This window comes from Microbacterium sp. SMR1, assembly GCF_003289625.1.
GTDB lineage: Bacteria > Actinomycetota > Actinomycetes > Actinomycetales > Microbacteriaceae > Microbacterium > Microbacterium plantarum.
The window spans coordinates 64,742-86,961 of the sequence record NZ_QMBN01000005.1; the positions used below are offsets into that span (position 1 = coordinate 64,742).

At 70.2% G+C, this 22,220-nt stretch carries 19 protein-coding genes, 1 tRNA gene and 1 pseudogene; 17 read left to right on the top strand and 4 right to left on the bottom strand.

All coding sequences use genetic code 11. The features are described from left to right. The first annotated feature begins 10 nt into the window (after positions 1-10). Together rsmA and DO944_RS15120 are read left to right on the top strand one after the other, a co-directional pair. A complete protein-coding gene (gene rsmA, locus DO944_RS15115; protein WP_112617983.1) occupies positions 11-856 on the top strand; it encodes a 16S rRNA (adenine(1518)-N(6)/adenine(1519)-N(6))-dimethyltransferase RsmA in 846 nt (281 codons plus the stop codon). 100 nt (positions 857-956) lie between these two features. Beyond that, positions 957-1,877 carry a phosphodiesterase gene (locus DO944_RS15120; RefSeq protein ID WP_112617984.1) on the top strand — a complete coding sequence of 307 codons (921 nt, stop codon included), beginning with the start codon at positions 957-959 and terminating at the stop codon, positions 1,875-1,877. Here the strand turns inward: DO944_RS15120 and DO944_RS15125 are convergent. Continuing rightward, positions 1,822-3,345 carry a stealth family protein gene (locus DO944_RS15125; RefSeq protein ID WP_258524798.1) on the bottom strand — a complete coding sequence of 508 codons (1,524 nt, stop codon included), beginning with the start codon at positions 3,343-3,345 and terminating at the stop codon, positions 1,822-1,824. The two genes, DO944_RS15120 and DO944_RS15125, sit on opposite strands and share 56 nt — an antisense overlap. 198 nt (positions 3,346-3,543) lie before the next feature. Between DO944_RS15125 and DO944_RS15130 the strand changes: the two genes are divergently transcribed. The 8 genes from DO944_RS15130 (at position 3,544) to DO944_RS15165 (ending at position 10,459) form a co-directional block, all read left to right on the top strand. After that, positions 3,544-4,614 carry an aldo/keto reductase gene (locus tag DO944_RS15130; RefSeq protein WP_112617985.1) on the top strand — a complete coding sequence of 357 codons (1,071 nt, stop codon included), beginning with the start codon at positions 3,544-3,546 and terminating at the stop codon, positions 4,612-4,614. Further along, complete coding sequence (locus DO944_RS15135) at positions 4,611-5,552, top strand: 4-(cytidine 5'-diphospho)-2-C-methyl-D-erythritol kinase (RefSeq protein WP_112617986.1); 942 nt, start codon at positions 4,611-4,613, stop codon at positions 5,550-5,552. The genes DO944_RS15130 and DO944_RS15135 overlap by 4 nt, the downstream gene beginning before the upstream one ends. Next, on the top strand, positions 5,549-6,862 hold the full coding sequence (locus DO944_RS15140) for a GNAT family N-acetyltransferase (protein ID WP_112617987.1): 1,314 nt from the start codon (positions 5,549-5,551) through the stop codon (positions 6,860-6,862). The genes DO944_RS15135 and DO944_RS15140 overlap by 4 nt, the downstream gene beginning before the upstream one ends. A gap of 113 nt (positions 6,863-6,975) precedes the next feature. Beyond that, positions 6,976-7,266 (top strand): DUF427 domain-containing protein, encoded by a 291-nt coding sequence (locus DO944_RS15145; protein ID WP_112617988.1) that lies wholly within the window; start codon positions 6,976-6,978, stop codon positions 7,264-7,266. 4 nt (positions 7,267-7,270) lie between these two features. Further along, the gene (locus tag DO944_RS15150; protein ID WP_112617989.1) at positions 7,271-8,092 is read left to right on the top strand and encodes an ABC transporter ATP-binding protein; all 822 of its coding nucleotides are present in this window, start codon (positions 7,271-7,273) and stop codon (positions 8,090-8,092) included. A gap of 1 nt (position 8,093) precedes the next feature. Beyond that, positions 8,094-8,777, top strand: coding sequence for an ABC transporter permease (locus DO944_RS15155; protein WP_112617990.1), 684 nt, complete (start codon positions 8,094-8,096; stop codon positions 8,775-8,777). Beyond that, positions 8,774-9,487: an ABC transporter permease gene (locus tag DO944_RS15160; RefSeq protein ID WP_112618041.1), complete on the top strand. Its 714-nt coding sequence runs from the start codon at positions 8,774-8,776 to the stop codon at positions 9,485-9,487. Before DO944_RS15155 ends, DO944_RS15160 begins: the two co-directional genes overlap by 4 nt. A gap of 54 nt (positions 9,488-9,541) precedes the next feature. Further along, positions 9,542-10,459: an ABC transporter substrate-binding protein gene (locus tag DO944_RS15165; RefSeq protein ID WP_023950327.1), complete on the top strand. Its 918-nt coding sequence runs from the start codon at positions 9,542-9,544 to the stop codon at positions 10,457-10,459. Between the two features lie 57 nt (positions 10,460-10,516). Here the strand turns inward: DO944_RS15165 and DO944_RS15170 are convergent, their stop codons facing one another. Further along, positions 10,517-12,334 carry an ABC-F family ATP-binding cassette domain-containing protein gene (locus tag DO944_RS15170; protein ID WP_112617991.1) on the bottom strand — a complete coding sequence of 606 codons (1,818 nt, stop codon included), beginning with the start codon at positions 12,332-12,334 and terminating at the stop codon, positions 10,517-10,519. Between the two features lie 59 nt (positions 12,335-12,393). Beyond that, complete coding sequence (locus DO944_RS15175; RefSeq protein WP_112617992.1) at positions 12,394-12,912, bottom strand: MarR family winged helix-turn-helix transcriptional regulator; 519 nt, start codon at positions 12,910-12,912, stop codon at positions 12,394-12,396. Between the two features lie 99 nt (positions 12,913-13,011). Here DO944_RS15175 and DO944_RS15180 point away from each other — a divergent pair. The 7 genes from DO944_RS15180 (at position 13,012) to DO944_RS15210 (ending at position 21,349) form a co-directional block, all read left to right on the top strand. Then, positions 13,012-13,083 (top strand) — tRNA-Gln (locus tag DO944_RS15180). A gap of 1 nt (position 13,084) precedes the next feature. Then, on the top strand, positions 13,085-14,557 hold the full coding sequence (gene glmU, locus DO944_RS15185; protein ID WP_112617993.1) for a bifunctional UDP-N-acetylglucosamine diphosphorylase/glucosamine-1-phosphate N-acetyltransferase GlmU: 1,473 nt from the start codon (positions 13,085-13,087) through the stop codon (positions 14,555-14,557). Continuing rightward, a complete protein-coding gene (locus DO944_RS15190) occupies positions 14,532-15,566 on the top strand; it encodes a ribose-phosphate diphosphokinase (RefSeq protein ID WP_112617994.1) in 1,035 nt (344 codons plus the stop codon). The genes glmU and DO944_RS15190 overlap by 26 nt, the downstream gene beginning before the upstream one ends. A gap of 78 nt (positions 15,567-15,644) precedes the next feature. Then, positions 15,645-18,353: an HAD-IC family P-type ATPase gene (locus tag DO944_RS15195; RefSeq protein WP_112617995.1), complete on the top strand. Its 2,709-nt coding sequence runs from the start codon at positions 15,645-15,647 to the stop codon at positions 18,351-18,353. 88 nt (positions 18,354-18,441) lie between these two features. Further along, entirely contained in the window at positions 18,442-18,936 is a 495-nt protein-coding gene (locus tag DO944_RS15200; protein ID WP_112617996.1) for an FMN-binding protein, read from the top strand. Continuing rightward, entirely contained in the window at positions 18,933-19,805 is an 873-nt protein-coding gene (locus DO944_RS15205) for an FAD:protein FMN transferase (protein ID WP_112617997.1), read from the top strand. The genes DO944_RS15200 and DO944_RS15205 overlap by 4 nt, the downstream gene beginning before the upstream one ends. Further along, positions 19,802-21,349, top strand: a complete 1,548-nt coding sequence (locus tag DO944_RS15210) for an FAD-dependent oxidoreductase (RefSeq protein ID WP_112617998.1) — start codon at positions 19,802-19,804, stop codon at positions 21,347-21,349. The genes DO944_RS15205 and DO944_RS15210 overlap by 4 nt, the downstream gene beginning before the upstream one ends. A gap of 51 nt (positions 21,350-21,400) precedes the next feature. On the opposite strand, the pseudogene DO944_RS15215 reads toward DO944_RS15210, so the two are convergent. Further along, positions 21,401-22,220: pseudogene (locus DO944_RS15215) on the bottom strand (HNH endonuclease); the annotation flags it as partial.

A 22,220-nucleotide genomic window follows, 5' to 3' on the forward strand; every position in this document is an offset into this window, starting at 1 on the left:
GCTGGTCCTCATGCCTGTGACCCTGCTCGGTGCCGCCGAGATCCGCGCCCTCGCGGCCGAACTCGACGTGACGCCGACCAAGAAGCTCGGGCAGAACTTCGTCGTCGACGCCAACACCGTCCGCAAGATCGTGCACGCCGCCCGCGTCCAGCCCGGCGAGCGGGTCGTCGAGATCGGACCCGGTCTGGGGTCGCTGACGCTCGCGATCCTCGAGGCCGGAGCGAGCGTCACAGCGGTGGAGATCGACCACCGCCTCGCCGCGCACCTTCCGGTCACCGCGGCCCGGCACGGTGTCGCCGACGGTGCCCTGACGGTCGTCGACGCCGACGCGCTGCGCGTCACCGAGCTCCCGGGCGAGCCGACCGTGCTCGTCGCGAACCTGCCGTACAACGTCAGCGTTCCCGTGCTGCTGCATTTCCTCGAGACCTTCCCGTATCTGCAGCGCGGCGTCGTGATGGTTCAGGCCGAGGTGGCCGAACGCCTCGCCGCTGCGCCCGGGTCGAAGATCTACGGCTCGCCCAGCGCGAAGGCCGCGTGGTACGGATCGTGGCTTCTGGCCGGCACGGTGTCGCGGCAGGTGTTCTGGCCCGTCCCGAACGTCGACAGTCTGCTGGTCGCCTTCGAACGGGATGCCGAGGCGCGCGGCGACGACGCCCTCCGTCGCCGCACGTTCCAGATCATCGACGCGGCCTTCGGCCAGCGGCGCAAGATGCTCCGCCAGGCGGTCTCGCCGCTGTTCGGCGGGACCGCGGCGACGGCGTCGGCGGCTCTCGAGGCCGTCGGCATCGACCCGACCCTGCGCGGCGAGCAGCTCACGATCGACGATTTCGTGCGGCTCGGGGCATCTGTTCACTGAACGCTCATCAGCGCGTCATCGGGTTCTCCCGAAACATGCCGGTAACATTCGGGGCGAGCCGCGAGCGTCGCGGCGAGCATCACCCGACCCGGAAGAGACGATGCGAACCGCCGAGTACCCGGCACCCGAGAGGGTGCTGCTGCACCTGAGCGACACCCACCTGCGAGCCGCCGGCTCCCAGCTCTTCGACCGCGTCGACGCGGCCGCGCACCTGCGCCGTGCCCTCGACGCGATCGAGACGGCCGCCCTTCGCCCCGACGGGATCGTCTTCACCGGCGACCTCGTCGATCTCGGCGAGCGCGGCGCGTACGCCGAGCTGCGCGACCTGGTCGAGCCGTTCGCCGAGCGTCTGGGGACCCGCGTCTTCTGGGTCATGGGCAACCACGACGACCGGGCAGGATTCCGCGAGACGCTGTGGCGCGAGCCCGGCACCGCTGAGGCCGCCGATCGCTTCGACGAGATCGACGGGCTTCGGCTCATCACGCTCGACACCAGCGTCCCCGGCGCGCATCACGGCGAAGTGCGCCCCGCGCAGCTGGCGTGGCTGCGCGAGGTGCTGTCGACCCCCGCCCCGCTGGGGTCGATCCTCGCGATGCACCACCCGCCGGTCCCGAGCGTCCTGCCGCTGGCGGCCAGCGTCGAGCTCCGCGACCAGCGCTCGCTCGCGGCTGTGCTTGCGGGTTCGGACGTGCGGGCCATCATCGCGGGCCACCTGCACTACTCGACCTTCGCGACGTTCGCCGGCATCCCGGTCTCCGTGGCGTCCTCGACCTGTTATGCGCAGGACCTCACGGTTCCGGTGGGTGGCACGCGGCCGCAGGATGGCGCGCAGTCGTTCAACTTCGTCCACGTGTACGACGACACGGTCGTGCATTCGGTCGTGCCGGTCGATGCGCCCGTCACGCTCGAGTACACCGACGCGGGCGAGGCTCAGCGGCGGCTGGCCGAGGCCGGGATCGCGCCCGTCAGCGCTTCACGCCGGAGCGCGCCGCCGACGCGTCCCGTGCCCGTCCTTCGCTGACCGCCGGGATCTCCCAGGGCGCCCGGATCGGGAACATCCGCTCCAGCACGTCTCGCAGGGACGCGACCCGGATCTCTTCCGGAACCTCGGTCTCGCCGCCGTCGTTCAGGCAGAACATGTCGATGTCGCGACGTTTCGCCAGCCGCTCCATTCCGGCGAGCGAGCGCGCGAGCGTCGTCTGCACGTACCGGGTGCGCGGCACCGACGTCGGCAGCGCGCGCCCCGTGAACATCGCGTAGTAGTGGTAGAGCGAGTTGGTCACGGAGATGTCGGTCGCAGCGCGGAAGCGGGATGCCGCGGTGCGGCGGAAGTCCTCGGGGAACGTCTCCTCGAGCTCCTGCATGACGCTGCGGCGCAGGGGAGCGGCGCAGTGCTCGAGGTCGCGGACGATGACGCGCCCGAAGCGCTCCTGCAACAGGGCTCGGTTGACGCGCAGGCCGTTGTCGTGGCCCGAGCGCTCCAGGCGCGGGTCGCCCGCGCCGATGCGCACGTCGCACTCGACGAACGATGAGATGCCGCCGGGCGAGAAGAAGAGCTCGGGATGCACGGGGCGACCGAAGAACATGTCGTCGTTCGAGTACAGGAAGTGCTCGGCCAGCCCGTCGATGCGGTGCAGCTGGGCCTCGACCGCGTGCGAGTTGTGCGTGGGCAGAGTGGAGGGGTCGGCGAAGAACTCCTCGCTGCGCACGATCGTCACCTTCGGGTGGTCGGCGAGCCATGCGGGCGCGGGGGAGTCCGTCGCGATGAAGATCCGCCGCACCCACGGCGCGTACATGTGCACGCTCCGCAGGGCGTAGCGGAGCTCGTCGACGTGCCGATAGCGGGCCGGACCGTCATCTCCCTCGCCGACGACGTACTCGGAGAGCTGGGCGGCGCGCTGCCGCTGGAACTCGCTCGCCGAGCCGTCGACCCACGAGAACACCATGTCGATGTCGTGGGTGACCTCGCGGGGGTGCGGGTCGAGCATTCCGACCACCGTCTGCCATTCGCGTCCGTACCGCGACCCGCTCACGATGTGCACGTCCTGCGCCGGCGTGATGCGCCGCATGAGCGCATTCGCCTGCGGAGCCTCGACGGCCGTCTCGCCGAACCGCCAGAACTCCACGCGCACGCCGTACTCGTGGTCGTACCGCCGGCCTCCGCCAGCGCTGACGCGGGGGCGGTAGGCCCGGAGCGCGTGGGGTGCGGAATCGGGGATGTCCGCATCGGCCGCGAAAACAGGGGCCGTGCCTTTCGCCTTGAGATACAGCGGCTCGCGCTGACCGAGACTGCGCAGGGTCGCCGCCGTCCTGTGCGCGTCCGCGAGGTCGATCGCGAGCGCGGGCGTGTGGAGATCGTGCCGGATGAGCAGCGTGCGGATGCCGGCGGACTCGAGCGCGTCGGCGATCAGCAGCAGGTCGGCGGTGCGGGCGCCGTCCGGCGTCGTGGTCTCGTGGACGAGGCGCAGGACGCCTTCGTCGAGGATCACATCGTCGCGGCTCGCGGGCAGATCGATCCAGGGGTTCTCGCGGCGGGGCAGAGCGGAAAGGGCCAGGGTTTCCTCCTCGGGGGATGATTGTCTCGGTAGGCAGACTAGACATTCTCCGTTACATCGGTGTTTCCGCGCACCTTGGAGACTCTGCGCGAATGAGGACGCAGGCGGGTGCGCGCTCGATAGGCTCGGACGGTGACCGCCTCGCCCCGCTTCCCCGCCTCGCGCGGCGGAGACCTGCACCGTCCCTATACCGCAGCCCCCGATCGCTACGAGAGCAGCGGGTACCGCCAGGTCGGGGCCTCCGGGCTGTTCCTGCCGCCGATCTCGCTCGGGCTGTGGTGGAACTTCGGCGACAACATCCCCTTCGACCGTCAGCGCGAGGTGCTGCGCCACGCCTTCGACCGCGGCATCACGCACTTCGATCTCGCCAACAACTACGGGCCGCCCTATGGTTCGGCCGAGACGAACTTCGGACGCATGATGCGCGAGGATTTCGCGCCCTACCGTGACGAGCTGATCATCTCGTCGAAGGCGGGGTACGACATGTGGGACGGCCCCTACGGCAACCACGGTTCACGGAAGTACCTGATCGCGAGCGCCGAGCAGTCGCTGAAGCGGATGAGCGTCGACTACGTCGACATCTTCTACTCGCACCGCGAGGACGACACGACCCCGATCGAGGAGACGGTGGGAGCGCTCGACGCGCTCGTGCGTCAGGGCAAGGCGCTCTACGTCGGGATCTCGTCGTACTCGGCCGAGAACTCCGCTCGAGCCGCCGCGGTGGCCCGCGACCTCGGCACGCCGCTGGTGATCCACCAGCCTTCGTACTCCATCCTCAACCGCTGGATCGAGGACGGCCTGACCGACCAGCTGCGCCGAGACGGGATGGGCGCCATCGGCTTCATGCCGCTGCAGCAGGGTCTGCTGACGGGGCGGTATCTCGACGACGGCACGTCCGAGCGGTCGATGCAGCGCTTCTCGCTGCCCGACGACGGGCGGCTGTCGGCGTCGGCACTGGCGGGCCTGCGCGAGCTCGGCGACCTCGCGCGCGATCGTGGGCAGACCCTCGCGCAGCTCGCCATCCGGTGGACGCTGCGTGACCCGGTGGTCGCTTCGGCTCTCATCGGCGCATCGCGCACCGCTCAGCTGGACGAGAACCTGGCGGCGCTCGACGGGCCCGACCTCACCGAGGACGAGCTCGAGCGGATCGACGACATCGCCTCCCGCATCGGCTCGATCTGGGACGGGCCGGACGGCGCATGAGCCTCAGCGCCGTCCCCGACCGCGTGCGTGTGCGGGCTCCCGGCAAGATCAACCTGTTCCTCGACGTCGGGTCCGTCCAGGACGACGGCTACCACGACGTCGCCTCGGTCTATCAAGCCGTCTCGCTGTACGAGGACCTGGTCGCCACACCGGCGGACGACTTCAGCGTGAGCGTCGTCGATGAGGCGGGTGCGCCCGTGCCCGGCGTTCCGCTCGATGATCGCAACCTCGCTCTGCGCGCCGCACGGATGGTGGCGCGCGAGGTGGGGTATCTCGGCGGCGTGCACCTGGAGATCTGCAAGGCGGTCCCGGTGGCCGGCGGCATGGGCGGAGGCTCGGCGGATGCCGCCGCCGCCCTCGTGGCCTGCGACGCGTTGTGGGGCGCCGGGCTCACCTCCCCGGCACTGCAGGAGCTGGCAGCGCGACTGGGCGCCGATGTCCCCTTCTCCCTCATGGGCGGCAGTGCCGTCGGGACGGGACGCGGCGATCGCTTGAGCCCGGCGCTGGGGCGGGCCCGCTTCGACTGGGTCGTGGTGATCGACGAAGCCGGACTCTCCACCCCCGAGGTGTACGCGCAGCTCGACCGGCTGCGAGCCGAACGTCGTCCCGACATCGCGCCCCGGCCCGAGCCGCCGGAGGTCGACCCGGTCGTCCTGCAGGCCCTGCGTTCGGGTTCCCCCGACCTGCTCGCGGGCGCGTTGCGCAACGATCTGCAGGATGCCGCGTGCGCGCTGCGCCCCGACCTGGGCGAGCTGCTCGATCGCGCCGTCGAGATCGGCGCGCTGGCCGGCCTCGTGTCGGGCTCCGGCCCCACGCTGGCCTTCCTCGCCGCCGACGCAGACGCGGCGCGCGGCATCGAGCAGAACCTGTCCGCGATGGGCCACCGTGCCCGTCACATCTCCGGCCCGGTGACGGGCGCGAAAGTGGTGACCCGATGACCGAGCCCCAGACCTCCTTGCTGAACCGTGACGTCGACGAGGCGTCGCATCGCGCGCTCGCCGAGCGCGCCTTGACGTACCGGACCGTGCCCGCCGGCGAACCGGCGTTCGAGGGCTGGATCCAGGCCGTCTCGCGCGGTTTCCAGGACGGCGAGCGCTCGCCCGAGCAGATCGCCGGCGCACGCGGCAGGAACAGCGGTCGGCGCCTCACCGGTGTGTTCGACGAGAGCGGGCCGATGCCGGAGGTGGCGGTCGGCACGATCGCGTCGTGGCCCTCCGAGCTCACCGTGCCGGGCGGAACGATCCCCGCCGGTGCGATCAGCGCCGTCACCGTCGCGCAGACGCACCGGCGCCGAGGCATCGCGCGGGCGCTCCTGGAGGGCGAGGTGCGCACCGTCGCGGCGGCCGGGCTTCCCATCGCCATGCTCACGGTGACCGAGTCGACGCTCTACGGCCGTTACGGCTTCGCCTCGGCGGCTTCCGCCGCGATCCTCGACATCGACACCCGCCGGGTGCGCTGGGCGGGTCCCACGCCCGACGGGCGCCTCGATTTCATCGATCGGACGGCCGCACGCGACCTCGTGGCGACGCTGCACGAGCGCACGCGTCACCGCACCCCCGGCGACATCGCGCTGCCGCCGGGACACGGCGACCGCTTCACCGGCACCGATCCCGACGAGAAGGACGGGGGAGCGATCCGCTGCGTGCAGTATCGCGACGCCGCGGGCGAGGTGCGCGGCATCCTGACCTACTCGCTCGCGCCTCATGAGCGGGACATCGTCAAGGGCACCGCGAAGGTGACGATCCTCATCGCCGAGACCGACGATGCGTACGCGGCGCTCTGGCGGTTCCTGCTGGAGCTCGACCTGGTGGCCCACGTCCGCGCGGAGCTGTGCTCGGTCGACGAGGCGGTGCTGTGGATGATCGGCGATCGGCGGGCCGCCTCGGTCTCGGTGTTCGACCACCAGTACCTGCGCATCCTCGACGTGCCGGCCGCTCTCCGCGCGCGCACCTACGGCTCCGCGGGGCGCGTGCTGCTGCGAGTGAGCGACCCGCTCGGGATCGCCACCGGCGAGTACCTCCTGACGGTCGATGACGACGGCGAGGGCACGGTGGCGACGGCGGCGGATGCCGATACGGCCGGCGCCGATGTGCTCGAGCTGTCGGTCGTCGAGCTCGCGGCCGTCTATCTCGGCGGTGTGTCGCCCGAAACTCTCGGGCGCGCTGGACGCCTGACCGGCACCGACCTCGCGGCATCCTCGCGCATGTTCGCATCGACGATCGTTCCCCGTGTCGGCCTCTGGTACTGATCGCTCCGCCCGGGCCGGGATGCGCTGTTTAGTCCATTTCGCGACATGACGCAACCCGGCCCGAGTGTCGGCTCCGAACGCTAGCGTGAGAGACCACAACGGAGGGCGGCGCCATGCGTGCACGACTGGGCGACACGATCATCGCCGAAGCCGACGAGAGCGATCTCGTGCGGATCGAGGGCAACTGGTACTTCCCGCCGCGGAGCATCGCTCCGGGCGTCCTGACCGAGAGCGACACCGCGTACACGTGCGCATGGAAGGGTGACGCCCAGTACTTCGACGTCGCCGGTTCCTCGGACAAGGCCTGGTCCTACCCCACGCCGTACCCGACTGCGATCGAGCGCGTCGGCACAGATTTCTCCGGCTACGTCGCATTCGACCGCTCGGTCGTCATCGAGAGCTGAACGCGTGATCGAGTTCCGCGACGTCGTCAAGGAGTTCCCCGACGGCACCCGCGCGGTGCAGGACTTCTCTCTGGTCATCCCCTCGCACAAGACGACCGTCTTCGTCGGATCGTCGGGATGCGGCAAGACGACGCTGCTCCGCATGATCAACCGCATGGTCGAGCCGACCTCCGGAGCCATCGAGGTCGACGGCGAGAGCGTCGCGACCGGTTCGCCGGTGCATCTGCGCCGCCGTATCGGATACGTCATGCAGAACTCGGGGCTGCTGCCGCACTTCACCGTCGCCGACAACATCGCCACGGTGCCCGTGCTGACCGGCACGAGCCGGCGTGACGCGCGTCGCCGGGCGCTCGAGCTGATGGAGACGGTCGGCCTCGACACCCGGATGGCCGATCGCTACCCGAGTCAGCTGTCGGGCGGCCAGCAGCAGCGCGTGGGAGTTGCCCGGGGCCTCGCGAACGACCCCAACATCCTCTTGATGGACGAGCCGTTCGGCGCGGTCGACCCCATCGTGCGTGACGAGCTGCAGCAAGAGCTGCTGCGTCTGCAGCGCGAGCTCGGCAAGACCGTCGTCTTCGTCACCCACGACATCGACGAGGCGTTCCTCCTCGGCGACCAGGTCGTGATCCTCGCGGCCGGTGCGCGGAAGCTGCAGGTCGGCTCGCCCAGCGAGATCATCCGCGACCCGGCCGACGAGTTCGTCGCGAGCTTCATCGGCGTCGACCGGGGCAAGCGCGCCCTGCGCGTCGAGCGGACCGCCAACGGCGCGGTGCTCGTCGATTCCGAGGGGCGCACGCAGGGCACCCTGGTCGAAGGCGACGCCTGACGTGTCGTGGATCTGGTCGAATCTCGACCTCATCTTCTCGCTCGCTCTGGACCACATCCGGCAGAGCGTCATCGCGATCGTGCTTGGGTTCGTCCTCTCGGTGCCGCTCGGGTGGGTCGCATGGCGCTATCGCCTGCTGCGCGGGTGGGTCATCACCCTGACGGGGCTTCTCTACACGATCCCCTCGCTCGCGCTGCTCGTCCTGCTGCCGAGCGCGCTCGGGTACGGCATCCGCACCGAGACGAACCTCATCGTCGGGCTGACGATCTACGCCATCGCGATCCAGACCCGCTCGGTCGCCGACGGCTTCGACTCGGTCGACCCCGGCGTCCGGCAGGCGGCCACGGCCATGGGATACGGCGGGTTCCGTCGTTTCTGGGCGGTCGACCTGCCGCTGTCCGGACCCGTGCTGCTCGCCGGCCTGCGGGTCATGGCCGTCTCGACGGTGTCGCTCGCGACCGTCGGCATCCTCGTCGGCGTCACCAACCTGGGGTATCTCTTCACCAACGGCATCCAGCGCCGCCTGCTCGAAGAGGTGTTCGCCGGCATCGTCGCCGTCGCGATCATCGCGCTCGTCATCGATGCGCTGCTCGTAGTGATCGGACGACTCGTGATGCCGTGGGCGCACGCGGGCTCGGCCCGCCGCGATCGTCGCGCGCGCCGCCGACGGGAGGCGACCGCATGAACGTCTTCGTGGACGCGATCGCCTGGATCCTCGACCCCGCCCAGTACACGGGCAGCAACTCGGTGCCGTTCCTGATCGGCCAGCAGCTGTTCTACACCTTCGTCTCGGTCCTGATCGCCGCGCTCATCGCCGTACCGATCGGCTGGGCCATCGGCCACACGGGGAAGGGCCGCGAGTTCGCCGTGGCCGTCTCGGGAGCGGCCCGCGCCATCCCCTCGTTCGGACTGCTGATCCTGCTGATCCTGCTGCTGGGCGTCACCCAGAAGACCGAGGCGGCGTTCATCACGTTCGTCGTGCTGGCGATCCCGCCGCTGCTCGCGGGCGCCTACAGCGGACTGCAGGCGATCGATCGCCGCACGATCGACGCCGCTCGGGCCGTCGGCATGACGGAGTGGCAGATCCTCTGGCGCGTGGAGGTTCCTCTGGGCCTGCCGCTCCTGATCGGCGGACTGCGCTCCGCGGTGCTGCAGGTAGTGGCGACCGTGACGATCGCGGGGTACACCGACCTCGGGGGGCTCGGCTTCCGCATCATCCAGGGCATCGACCTCCGCGCGATCGACCAGGTGCTCGGCGCCGCACTGATCCTCGCGCTGCTCGCCCTCCTGCTCGACGCCGTCTTCGCCCTCCTGCAACGTCTCAGCGCGCCACGCGGTGTGCGCGCCGCCGACGCCCCGCAGCGGAACCGCCGGCCCGTCGCCGCGACCGCCTGACCGACCTTCCCGACCCACAGCACCGAACTCCCGCACCATCGAAAAGAGGAACCCATGTCCCGCTTCACCACCCGCCGCCTGTTGACGGCCGGTGTCGGCGTGCTCGCCGCCACCACCCTGTTCGCCGGATGCGCGAGCTCCGACCCGCTCGCGGAAGGCGGCGGCGAGTCGGCGGCCCCCGCCGACGGCACCATCGTCATCGGCTCGCAGGACTACTACTCCAACGAGATCATCGCCGAGATCTACGCCCAGGCGCTCGAGGGCGCAGGCAAGACCGTCGACCGTCAGTTCACGACCGGCCAGCGCGAGGCGTACCTGCCCGAGCTCGAGAGCGGCTCGCTGACGCTGTTCCCGGAGTACACCGGCAACCTGCTGCAGTACTTCGACGAGGACACCACCGCCCGCACCTCCGAGGACGTGTACGCCGCTCTCGCCGACGCGCTCCCCGAGAACCTCACGGTGCTCGACCAGGCGACCGCGAGCGACCAGGACTCGTACACCGTGACGGCGGCGTTCGCCGAGCAGTGGAACCTGACCACGATCGCCGACCTCGCGAACGTCACCGAGCCGCTGACCCTCGGCGGCCCGGCCGAGCTCGAGCAGCGTCCCTACGGCCCGACGGGCCTCGCCGACACCTACGGCATCGAGGTCGGCTTCCAGGCGACCGGCGAGACCACGGTCGACGACCTCGTCGCCGGCACCGTCAACGTCGCGAACGTCTTCACGGCCGACCCGCGCATCCAGACCGACGACCTCGTCGTGCTCGAAGACCCCGAGGGGCTCTTCCTCGCGTCCAACGTCGTCCCGGTCGTCAACAAGGACCTCGCGGGCGAGGTCGAGGACACCATCAACGCCGTCAGCGCGAAGCTCACCCCCGAGGCCCTGGTCGCCCTGAACGTCCAGAGCACGGTCGACAAGCTCGAGCCGGCCGCGATCGCGAAGAAGTTCCTCGAGGACAACGGACTCGTCTGATCCGCCACGAAGCCCCCGGTGCGCAGAGCGCCGGGGGCTTCGTCGTGCGGCGCGCAGTCAGCCGTCGATGGCCTCGCCGAGCTCGAGCCAGCGTTCCTCGAGGGTCGTCGTCTCGGCGACGAGTTCATCGCGCCGGCGCTGCAGGCTCATGATCCGCTCGAAGTCGTCGTGAGCCTCCGCGAGCTGGGCGTCGACGGCCGCGATCTCGCCCTGGATCTTCTCGAGACGGCGGTCGATCGCCGAGATCTCCTTCTCGGCCGCTCGCCGCTCCGCGCCGCTCAGAGTGGGGGCCGCCGGGCTCGCCGCCCCGCCACCCGATGCCGGAGCGGATGCAGCTGAGGTCGACCTCGTGCGCCCGGGCTGCTCGCGTCGCAGCCGCAGGTACTCGTCGACACCGCCGGGAAGGTGTCGCAGCCGCCCGCCGAGGATCGCGTACTGCTGATCGGTCACGCGCTCGAGGAAGTAGCGGTCGTGCGAGACGACGATGAGTGTGCCGGCCCACGAGTCGAGCAGGTCCTCGATGGCCGCCAGCATGTCGGTGTCGAGGTCGTTGGTCGGCTCATCAAGGATCAGCACGTTCGGCTGGTCGAGCAGGATGAGCAGCAGCTGGAGACGCCGCTTCTGCCCGCCGGAGAGGTCCTTGACCGGCGTCGAGAGCTGCGCCGAGCTGAACCCCATGCGCTCGAGGAGCTGCCCCGGGGTCAGGTCCTGCGCCTTCGATCCCGAGCCGATCGTGTAGCTCGTCCGCAGATTCGAGATGACGACGCGGACCGGCTGGTCGAGGTGCTCGTCCAGTTCGCTCATGCGCTGGGAGAGGGTCGCGACCTTGACGGTCTTGCCGTGCTTGACGCGTCCCGCGGTCGGCTCGACGGTACCGGAGATGAGCCCGAGGAGCGTCGATTTGCCCGCGCCGTTCACGCCGAGGATGCCGGTGCGCTCGCCCGGCGCGATGCGCCACTCGACCTTCTCGAGCACGACGCGATCGCCGTAGCTGACACCGGCGTCGAGGACGTCGACGACATCCTTACCCAGTCGCGACACCGCGAGCGACTGCAGCGCCACGCGATCGCGGATCTCGGGGACATCGGCGATCAGCTCGTTCGCGGCATCGATGCGGAACTTCGGCTTCGATGTGCGGGCGGGGGCTCCGCGGCGCAGCCACGCCAGCTCCTTGCGGGCGAGGTTCTGCCGCCGGGCCTCGATGGCGGCGGCTTGTCGGTCGCGTTCGACCCGCTGCAGGATGTACGCCGCGTAGCCGCCCTCGAACGGTTCGACGATGCGGTCGTGGACCTCCCAGGTCGCGGTGCAGATCTCGTCGAGGAACCAGCGGTCGTGCGTCACGACGAGGAGCGCACCGGAACCGGCCGACCAGCGGCGCTTGAGGTGCTCGGCGAGCCACGAGATGCCCTCGACGTCGAGGTGGTTGGTGGGCTCGTCGAGGAAGATGACGTCGTGATCGCCTGCGAGGAGCGCGGCGAGCGAGACGCGACGGCGCTGACCGCCGGAGAGCCCGCGGATCGGACCTTCCCAGTCGAGGTCGCCGAGAAGGCCCGCGATGACGTCGCGCACGCGGGCGTCGCCCGCCCACTCGTGATCAGCGAGGTCACCGACCACCGCGTCGCGCACCCGGAGGTCGTCGTCGAGGTCGTCCGCCTGCGCCAGGACGCCCACCCGGATGCCGCCGCGAACCGTCACGCGGCCCGAATCGGGCTCGACGAGCCCCGCGAGCATGCGCAGGAGGCTCGACTTGCCGTCGCCGTTGCGGCCCACGATGCCGATGCGGTCGCCCTCGTCGACTCCGAGGGAGACCCCGTCGAACACCACTTTGGTCGGATACTCGAGGCGAAGGCCCTCGGCTCCCAGAAGATGCGCCATATTGCTTCCAGGCTAGGCCACGCCCGCGGCGGGGCCGCTGTCAGCCGGAGCGGGATGCGTCAGGCGGACGCCGGCGGAGGAGAGCCGTCGAACCCCAGTGACAGCTTGCGCAGCAGCGACGCCAGGCGGTCTCGGTCGCCCTTCGACAGGCCCGACAGAAGCACGGCTTCCGCGTCGACGAGACGCGTGATGGCCGCATCCACGCGGATGCGTCCGTCGTCGGTGAGGGTCACCAGGACACTGCGCCCGTCGCCCGGATCGGCCTCGCGCCGAACGAGCCGGCGCGCGACGAGCCGGTCGATGCGGTTGGTCATCGTGCCGCTCGAGACGAGGGTCTGCTGCAGCAGCTGCTTCGGGCTCAGCTGGTAGGGCTCGCCCGCGCGGCGCAGGGCCGAGAGCACGTCCCACTCCCACGGCTCGAGATCGCTGCGGCGAAACGCCTCGCGCCGCGCCCGGTCGAGGTGACGCGACAGCCGGTCGACGCGCGAGAGCACCTCGAGGGGGGAGAAGTCGAGGTCGGGGCGCTGCAGCGACCACGCACCGACGATGCGGTCCACCTCGTCGGTCTCGTGTGCCATGGCACCATTATCCCGACCCGCGGGGCGGGACACAGCCGCGGCGCAGACGCGACCCCGCGCGCTCTGGCAGACTTGTCGGGCTGCACCTGCGTGCGGCGTTCCGCCGTGGTGTAATGGCAGCACGACAGCCTTTGGAGCTGTGAGGTCTAGGTTCGAGTCCTGGCGGCGGAGCATGAGCGACACCCCACTCGACCCCCGTCTCGCTGTCGTGATCCTCGCCGCGGGGCAGGGGACGCGGATGAAGTCCTCCCTCCCGAAGGTGCTGCACCGCATCGGCGGTCGCCCCCTCGTCGGCCATGTGCTCGACACAGCACGCGACCTCGCACCCGCTCACGTGCTCGTCGTCGTCCGGCACGAGCGCGATCGCGTCGCGGAGGCCGTGCTCGGCGTCTCGCCCGAGGTCGTCGTCGTCGACCAGGACGAGATCCCCGGCACCGGCCGGGCCGTCGAGGTCGCTCTCGACCAGCTGCCGGACTTCGACGGTGACGTGCTCGTGCTCAGCGCGGACGTCCCCCTTCTCGATGACGCGACGCTCGGCGAGATGCTGCGCACCCATCGTGCATCGGGCGCCGCCGCCACGATGCTGAGCGCACGCCTGAGCGACCCGACCGGTTACGGTCGCGTCATCCGTGACACCGCGGGCAGCGTCGACCGCATCGTCGAGCACAAGGACGCGTCGGATGCCGAGCGCGCCGTCGACGAGGTCAACGCCGGGGTCTACGTCTTCCAGGCAGCGCCGTTGCGCGAGCGGCTCGGCCGCATCAGCATCGCCAACGTGCAGGCCGAGAAGTACCTCACCGATGTCGTCGGCATGCTCCGCAACGACGCGCTCGCGGTCGCCGCGCAGCTCGTCGCGGACGCGAATCTCATCGTCGGCGTCAACGACCGGGTGCAGCTGGCCGAGGCTGGGCGCCTGCTCAACGCCCGCACCGTGCGCCGCTGGCAGCTCGAGGGGGTGACCGTGCAGGATCCCGCCACGACGTGGATCGACGTGACGGCGACTCTGGCCCCCGACGTGACCGTTCTGCCGAACACGCACATCCTGCGCGCCACGGTGATCGCGGAGGGCGCGACGATCGGGCCCGACACCACCCTCTCGGACTGCGAGGTCGGCGCGGGCGCGACCGTCACCCGGAGCGACGCGACCCTCGCCGTCATCGGCGCCGACGCGACCGTGGGGCCCTTCTCATACATTCGGCCGGGCACGCAGCTCGGCGAGCGGGGCAAGATCGGCACGTTCGTCGAGACGAAGAACGCCGTCATCGGGGAAGGCAGCAAGGTCCCGCACCTGTCGTACGTCGGCGACGCCGAGATCGGCCGCGGCGTGAACCTGGGGGCGGGTGCCATCACCGCGAACTACGACGACCTCGCCAAGCACCGCACCGTGATCGGCGACGAGGTCCACGCCGGCTCGCACAACGTCTTCGTCGCGCCGGTTAAGATCGGTGAGGGCGCCAAGACGGGCGCCGGAGCGGTCATCCGCAAGGACGTCCCGGCCGGTGCTCTCGCGCTCAGCGTCGCCCCCCAGCGCAATGTCGCAGGGTGGGTCGAGAAGAACAGACCCGGTACTGCAGCCGCCGCAGCAGCGGCACGCGTGCGGTCTTCACAGGAAGCGGACGATGGCTCGCAAGAAGAACACGGTTGACCTCGACGTCTCGCGGGGCATCGCCCCGGGACTGGTCGCCAAGACCAAGAAGCGTCTCGTCGTGGCATCCGGTGGCTCGCACCCCGCGCTGTCGGCCGATGTAGCAACGCAGCTCGGCACGGAGCTCGTCCCGACCGAGCACCGCACCTTCGCATCGGGCGAGATCCTCACCCGCTTCGAGGTGTCGATCCGCGGATGCGACTTCTTCCTGGTGCAGTCGTTCGGACCGCCGGTCAACGAGTGGCTCATGGAGACGCTGATCATGCTGGATGCCGCCAAGCGCGCGTCCGCCAAGCGCATCACCGTCGTCGCGCCGTACTACCCCTACTCGCGGCAGGACAAGAAGGGTCGCGGCCGCGAGCCCATCAGCGCGCGTCTCGTCGCCGATCTGTTCAAGACGGCCGGTGCCGACCGCGTGATGAGCGTGGACCTTCACGCCGCGCAGATCCAGGGCTTCTTCGACGGTCCCGTCGACCACCTGTTCGCCAAGCCGGTCCTGCTCGAGCACTTCGAGCGCACGCTCAGCCCGGAGGACCGCGAGAAGCTCACCGTCGTGTCGCCGGACACCGGCCGCGTCCGCGTCGCCGACACCTGGTCCGACAGCCTCGGCGCTCCGCTCGCGATCATCCACAAGCGGCGCGACCCGAACGTCGCCAACCAGGTCACCGTCAACGAGATCGTCGGTGATGTCCGGGGTCGTGTCTGCCTGCTGGTCGACGACATGATCGACACGGGTGGCACGATCGTCAAGGCCGCGCAGGCCCTGAAGAACAACGGCGCCGAGCGCGTCATCGTCGCGGCGACGCACGCCGTCTTCAGTCACCCCGCGGTCGAGCGTCTGCAGGATGCCGCGATCGACGAGGTCGTCGTCACCGACACCATCCCGCTCGGCGACGACAAGCGCTTCCCCGGCCTCACCATCCTCCCGATCGCCCCGCTCCTGGCGCGCGCGATCAAGGAGGTCTTCGAGGACGGCTCTGTCACCAGCATGTTCGACGGCGCCGCCTGATCCCCGTCGCGCCCGGCTTCGGGCCTTGCGCGGCGGGCTCCGGTGTTTCGCGAGGCCGCACGCCGTAGGATCGGCCGCATGGCTGCCCCTGTCTCCGAGGCGGACCTCGAGTCGCCTCACCCATACGCCCACGCCGGAGACGAGGTCGCTGCGGCGCTCGGCACCGGCACCGACGGACTGAGTGCGGACGAGGCGGCGAGGCGCCTGGCGAGGGTCGGGCCCAATCTCCTGCCCGAGGCGAAGCGCACGCCCGCGTGGCTGCGGTTCCTGTCGCACTTCAACGACACGCTGATCTACATCCTCCTGGCCGCCGCGGCGATCAAGGCCGTCATGGGCGACTGGCTCGACGTGTGGGTCATCCTTGCTGTCGCGATCATCAACGCGGTGATCGGGTTCGTCCAGGAAGGACGCGCCGAGAAGGCTCTCGCGGGCATCCGCGGGATGCTGTCGTCGGAGGCGAGCGTGCGTCGGGACGGGGCCTGGCGCCGCGTCGCCGCCGCTGACCTCGTGCCGGGCGATGTGGTGCGCCTCTCGCCGGGCGACAAAGTGCCCGCCGACATCCGGCTCCTGCAGGCCAGCCAGCTGCGCATCGACGAGGCGGCGCTGACCGGAGAGTCGGTGCCCGCGTCGAAGCAGACCGACCCTGTCGATGCGGATGCCGGCGTCGGCGACCGCGCGTCGATGGCGTTTTCGGGCACCATCGTGGCTGCGGGTCAGGGGCGCGGCGTCGTCACGGGCACCGGCGCACGCACCGAGATCGGCAGGATCCAGGAGCTCGTCGGGGGAGCGGGTTCGCTCGCCACGCCCCTGACCAAGCAGCTCGACGCCTTCGGCAGGATCCTGACGCTGGTCATTCTCGGGATGGCCGCGGCGATGATGCTCATCGGCCGGTTCGCGCACGGGATGCCGTTCGGTGAGCTCGTGTCGGCGACCATCGGCTTCGCGGTGGCGGCGATTCCCGAGGGCCTTCCGGCGCTCGTGACGATCACGCTGGCGATCGGCGTCCAGCAGATGGCCCGCCGTCGGGCCATCACGCGCAAGCTTCCCGCCGTCGAGACGCTGGGTTCGGTGACGACCGTGTGCTCGGACAAGACGGGCACCCTGACGAAGAACGAGATGACGGTTCGCCGCATCATCACCCCGATCGCTCGTTACGAGGTCTCAGGTCTCGGTTACGAGCCCGCGGGGGAGATCACGCGGGCCGACGGAGACGGCGTCTCGGGCGCCGACCTCGCTGCCCTGCTGGCGGTCGCCGATCTGTGCAACGACGCCGATGTGGTGGCGGATGACGACGGCTGGAAGCTGGTCGGCGAGCCGACCGAGGGCGCGCTGCGCGTCGTGGCGATGAAGGGTGGACGCGTCGGCGATGCCGAGGGCGTCAAGCGCATCGACGTGTTGCCGTTCGACTCGGCGAACAAGTTCATGGCGACGCTGAACGAGGGCGCGGACGGCTCGCGCGCGCTGCTCGTCAAGGGGGCGCCCGACCAGCTGCTCGATCGTTCGACGCGCCAGCGCGGGGCAGCGGGGTCGGATGAGCTCGACCGCGACTTCTGGGAAGCCGCTGTCGCCGAGCTGAGTGCGGAGGGTCTGCGTGTGCTCGCTGCAGCGCGCAAGCCCTCGCGGCTCGACGAGGTCGCCATCGACGACGTCGACGAGCTCGAGTTCCTCGGGCTCTGGGGCATCGTCGATCCGCCGCGCCCCGAGGCCATCGAGGCCATCGCCGACTGCCACCATGCCGGCATCCGCGTGAAGATGATCACGGGCGACCACGCGGGCACAGCGGTGGCGATCGGCCGCGAGATGGGATTGGTCTCGGACGATGAGCCTCGTGTCCTGACCGGCAGCGAGCTCGAGTCGCTCAGCCAGGAGAAGCTGAAGGATGTCGTCCGCGACGTCGACGTCTACGCGCGCACGAGTCCCGAGCACAAGATCCGCATCGTTCGCGCACTCCAGTCGCATGGTGAAGTCGTCGCGATGACGGGAGACGGCGTCAACGACGCCCCGGCGCTGACGCGAGCCGATGTCGGGGTCGCGATGGGCATCAAGGGCACGGAGGCGACCAAGGAAGCAGCCGAGATCGTACTGGCCGACGACAACTTCGCCACGATCCGCTCGGCCATCCGCGAGGGGCGGCGGATCTACGACAACCTGCGGAAGTCGATCGTCTTCCTGCTTCCCACCAACGGCGCGCAGTCGCTCGTCATCCTCGTCGCGGTGGTGTTCGGGCTCGCTCTTCCCCTCTCGCCGGTGCAGGTGCTGTGGGTCAACATGGTGACCGCCGTGACGCTGTCGCTCGCGCTGGCGTACGAACCGGCGGAGCCGGGGATCATGTCCCGTGCGCCACGAGCGAGCGGAGGATCGATCATCTCGCTGCGCGAGCTGATGTTCGTCCTGGTCGTATCGGTGCTGATCGGGGGAGCGACGCTCGCCGCCTTCGCGATCAGCCGGGCGACGGGCGCAGACCTCGAGGTCGCACGCACCGTGTCGGTGTCCGTGCTGGCGCTCGGGCAGCTGGCGTTCCTCCTGAACTGCCGGTTCCTCACCCGGTCGAGCCTGACCGCGGACGTGCTGCGCGGGAACCGGGTGATCTGGTGGTCGGCTGCGGCCCTGATCGTGCTGCAGCTCATCTACACCTACGTGCCGTTCATGAACGCGCTGTTCGATTCGCGCCCGCTCGCGGTGCAGGACTGGCTGCTTCCGCTCGGATTCGCCATCGCGATCTTCCTGGCGGTGGAGGGGCTGAAGGCGCTGCGGCGATCGCGCGAGCAACTCGATGCAAACGCATAGGAACCGCAGAGGGGAGGCATGGCATCGGGCCGCTAGCGTGAGATCAGCCCACCTCCCCCCGGAGGGGCACGACACAGGAGGACCCGCCATGATCCGCGCCACTGCCGTACCCCGTTCGCTTCGCGTCACCGCTGCGGCGGCATCCGTCGCCGGCCTCGCTCTTCTCGCGGGCTGCGCCGGACAGGCCGACGCCGAGCAGACCGTTTCCGGCTCGACGCCGTCCGCCGACGCGACACCCGCGACCGGATCGACCGGCTCGGCCGGTGGGGCGGGCGCAACCGGCGGCACGTATCGCGACGGCACCTACACGGCTGAGGGTACGTACCAGACGCCCGAGGGACCCGAGACGATCACCGTTGAGCTCACGATCGCGTCCGATGCCGTGACCGCTGTCGAGGTCACGGGCGAGCCGACCCGCCGCGAGAGCAAGCAGTACCAGTCGCAGTTCATCGGCGGCATCTCGGATGCGGTCGTCGGCAAGAGCCTCGACGAGGTGAAGGTCGATCGTGTCGCCGGCTCATCGCTCACGAGCGGTGGCTTCAACGCCGCCGTGGAGGAGATCCGTACCGACGCGGCGGCATGATCCCTGCGCCTGTCGCGCCCGGCCGGTGGGACTTCGACGCCATCGGCACTGCGTGGCGCATCGACAGCGAGGCGCCGGTGCGAGACGACGATCGTGCGGCCGTCCTGGCGCTGGTCGACGCGTTCGACCGGGACTGGTCGCGGTTCCGCGCGGACTCGACCGTGAGTCGGCTCGCGACGGGTGGGACGGTAGCGGCGCCGCGCGATGCTGAGGCCATGCTCGGGCTGTACGACGAGCTGGCGGATGCGACGGACGGCTCCGTCAACCCGCTCGTCGGCGACGCGCTCGCCCGACGCGGCTACGATGCCTCGTACTCGATGCGCGACCGCGGCGCGGCGGCTGCGCCGCAGCGCTGGCGGGAGGTCGTCGACCTCTCCGGAGACAGCCTGACCCTGCACCGTCCCGCCACGATCGACGTCGGCGCCGTCGGAAAGGGGCGCCTCGTCGATCTCGTCCGGGCAGAACTGCGGCAGCGGATGACGGGGTGGCTCGTTGTCGACGCGAGCGGCGACCTGGCGATCGACGGGGTGCAGCAGCGGGTCGCGCTCGAGCATCCGTACGATCCGTCGCGAGCGGTGGGAGTCTGGACGCTGGATTCGGGGGCGCTGTGCGCCTCGGCGACCAACCGCCGCGCGTGGGGCGACGGGTTGCACCACGTGCTGGACGCCCGTACGGGTGAGCCGGTGCGGGAGTACGCGGCGACGTGGGCGATCGCCGCCGATGCGATGACGGCGGATGCCGTCGCCACCGCCCTTTTCTTCGACGGCGGCCCGCGGTTCGCGCAGGCGCAGGGGGCATCGTGGGTGCGGATGCGCACCGACGGTTCCGTCGAATGGTCACCTCACTGCGAAGCGGAGTTGTTCGTATGACGTCCCTGACAGCCTTTCGGAATCGGACCGTCGGCGCGCTCGGGCGAGTGTCGATGTACCGGTTCGTCCTCGTCGCACTCTCCGCGCTGGCGGTGATCGCTTTCGTGCTCACTCTCGTGGGTCAGATCGCCGGCGACCCGCTCGCGCTGCCGGTGTCGCTCATCGTGCTGGCCGTCGCGATCATCGCGGTCGATGCCGTTGCGCAGCGGATGCTCGGTCGCACCTGGCGCATCGAGTCGGCGCTCATCACCGCGCTCATCCTGTTGTTCGTCCTGCGCCCGACGCTCGAGCCGGTCGGACTCCTGGGGCTCGCCGTCGCGGGAGCGGTGGCCTCGGCCTCGAAGTACCTGCTGGCCTGGCGCGGGCGGCACATCTTCAACCCCGCGGCGGCGGGCGCGACCGTGCTGACGGTGCTCAGCATCCCGTTCCCCGATCTCGGCGCATCCGCATGGTGGGTGGGTTCGCCTGTGCTGGCCGTGCCGGTCATCGTGCTCGGCGGGCTGGTGCTCGTGCGCACGGAGAAGGTGCGGGTGGTCGCGGTCTTCCTCATCGTCGCGGTGGCCGTCGCGCTCGTGCGGACGTTCGTGCAGTACGCGCAGGTGTCGCTCCCCGTTGACGCGTCCGTCATCGGGCAGGTGCTGTGGTCGTCGCCGTTCCTGTTCCTCGGCGCGTTCATGCTGTCGGAGCCGCTGACCCTGCCGCCGCGTCGGCGGCAGCAGTACGCGGTCGCGGCTCTCGTGGGGGCTCTCGCGGGATGGCCGATCCTCGTCGGCGACGTGAGCCTCGGGCAGGAGCGTGCGCTGCTGATCGGCAACCTGCTGGCGTTCTTCTTCGCGTACCGCGCCGCGGTGCGGCTGACCTTCGTCGAGCGCACAGCCCTGACTCCGTCCGTTCGCGAGCTGACCTTTCGGGCGCACCGGGGTTTCCGATTCCGCCCGGGTCAATACCTCGAGCTCGAAGTGCCGCACCGTCGCCCCGATGCGCGGGGGACTCGACGCGAGTTCTCGATCGTCTCGGCGCCCGCGGAGCTGCCGGAGGTGCGGATCGCTATCCGCGAGGGTTCGCAGTCGAGCTATAAGAAGGCGCTCGCACTGGTCGAGCCCGGTCGCGATCTGCCCGTCACCGGCGTGTGGGGCGATTTCGTGCTGCCCGCACGGACCGATGCCAAGGTGCTGCTCGTCGCGGCCGGCATCGGGGTGACCCCGTTCGTGTCGCAGTTGCGCGAGATGCGTCTGGCGGGGGAGCGGCGGGATGTCGTCATGGTCTACGTGGCATCGGATGCCGACGAGCTGGCCTTCCGCGATGACATCATCGCTGCGGAGATCCCGGTGATGGTCGTGACGCGAGACGAGCCTCGGAACCTGCCCGACCACTGGACGTGGACGGGCGGGGCGCGGCTGACCGCGGCATCTCTCGCCACGCTCGTGCCGGACCTCACCGAACGGCACGCGTTCATCTCGGGACCGCCGCGGCTCATCGCCGACCTCGCCCCGGCGCTCTCGAAAGCGCGGTCGCTCACCACGGACGCCTTCGCCGGATACTGAATTCGCAGTGCGTGTCGAGATCGCGCGACGCATCAGAAGGGTCGCGACGCATCAGAAGGGTGGTGCGAGATCCGGCGGCGGCCCGCCGGTTCCGACGCGAGATCGCGGTGGGCCGGAGGTGTCGATGGTGAAGCAGACGGCGGGTATGGGGACGTCTTCGCGGTAGACCCGGCCCAGGGGTGAGGTCCATTCGAGAACGCCACCTCCGACCTGCCTGACCTCCCACTTCGTGAACTGTTTCATCGAGTGGTGCCGTTGACAGAGGTGGGCGAGGTTGAAGATGTGGGTATGCCCACCGAGGGCATGGTCGATGGTGTGGTCGAGCTCACAACGGATCGCGGCCCGCCGGCATCCCGGGAATCGGCAGTGCTGGTCCCGCGCCATTAAGAGCTTCTTCATCGACGCGGTGGGTCGGTAGGTGTCGATCTCGACCGGTGTGCGGGTGACGGGGTCGATGAAGAGTCGGTCCCACTCGCTGACCTGCCCGGCGAGCTCGCGCGCCGTGTCGGCATCGATCAGCGCACCCCCGACGGCTTCGGCCGGGCTCTCGTCACGCCCCATCAACGTCTCGGCGGTGACCGCGACCTGCACGCGTGCCCGGATCGCCCCGAGCCCACCAGCCCGGTCGGCCCCGTAGGTCGGGTCAACGACCGGCGCCCCACCGAGGATGAGGTCACCGAGGATGTCGGCGCGCAGCTGATCCATCGTTCGCGTATCGGCGGACTCGCCCGCCCCGAGGGCATCCGCCCCGGCGGCATCCGCCCCGGCACCCGCACCCGCGGTCCGGGCGTCCTTGACGGACTGTCCCATCTGCGTGAGCCGGTCGAGCATGCCCACCGCGATCACGGTCGGGACGGTCGCGATGACATCC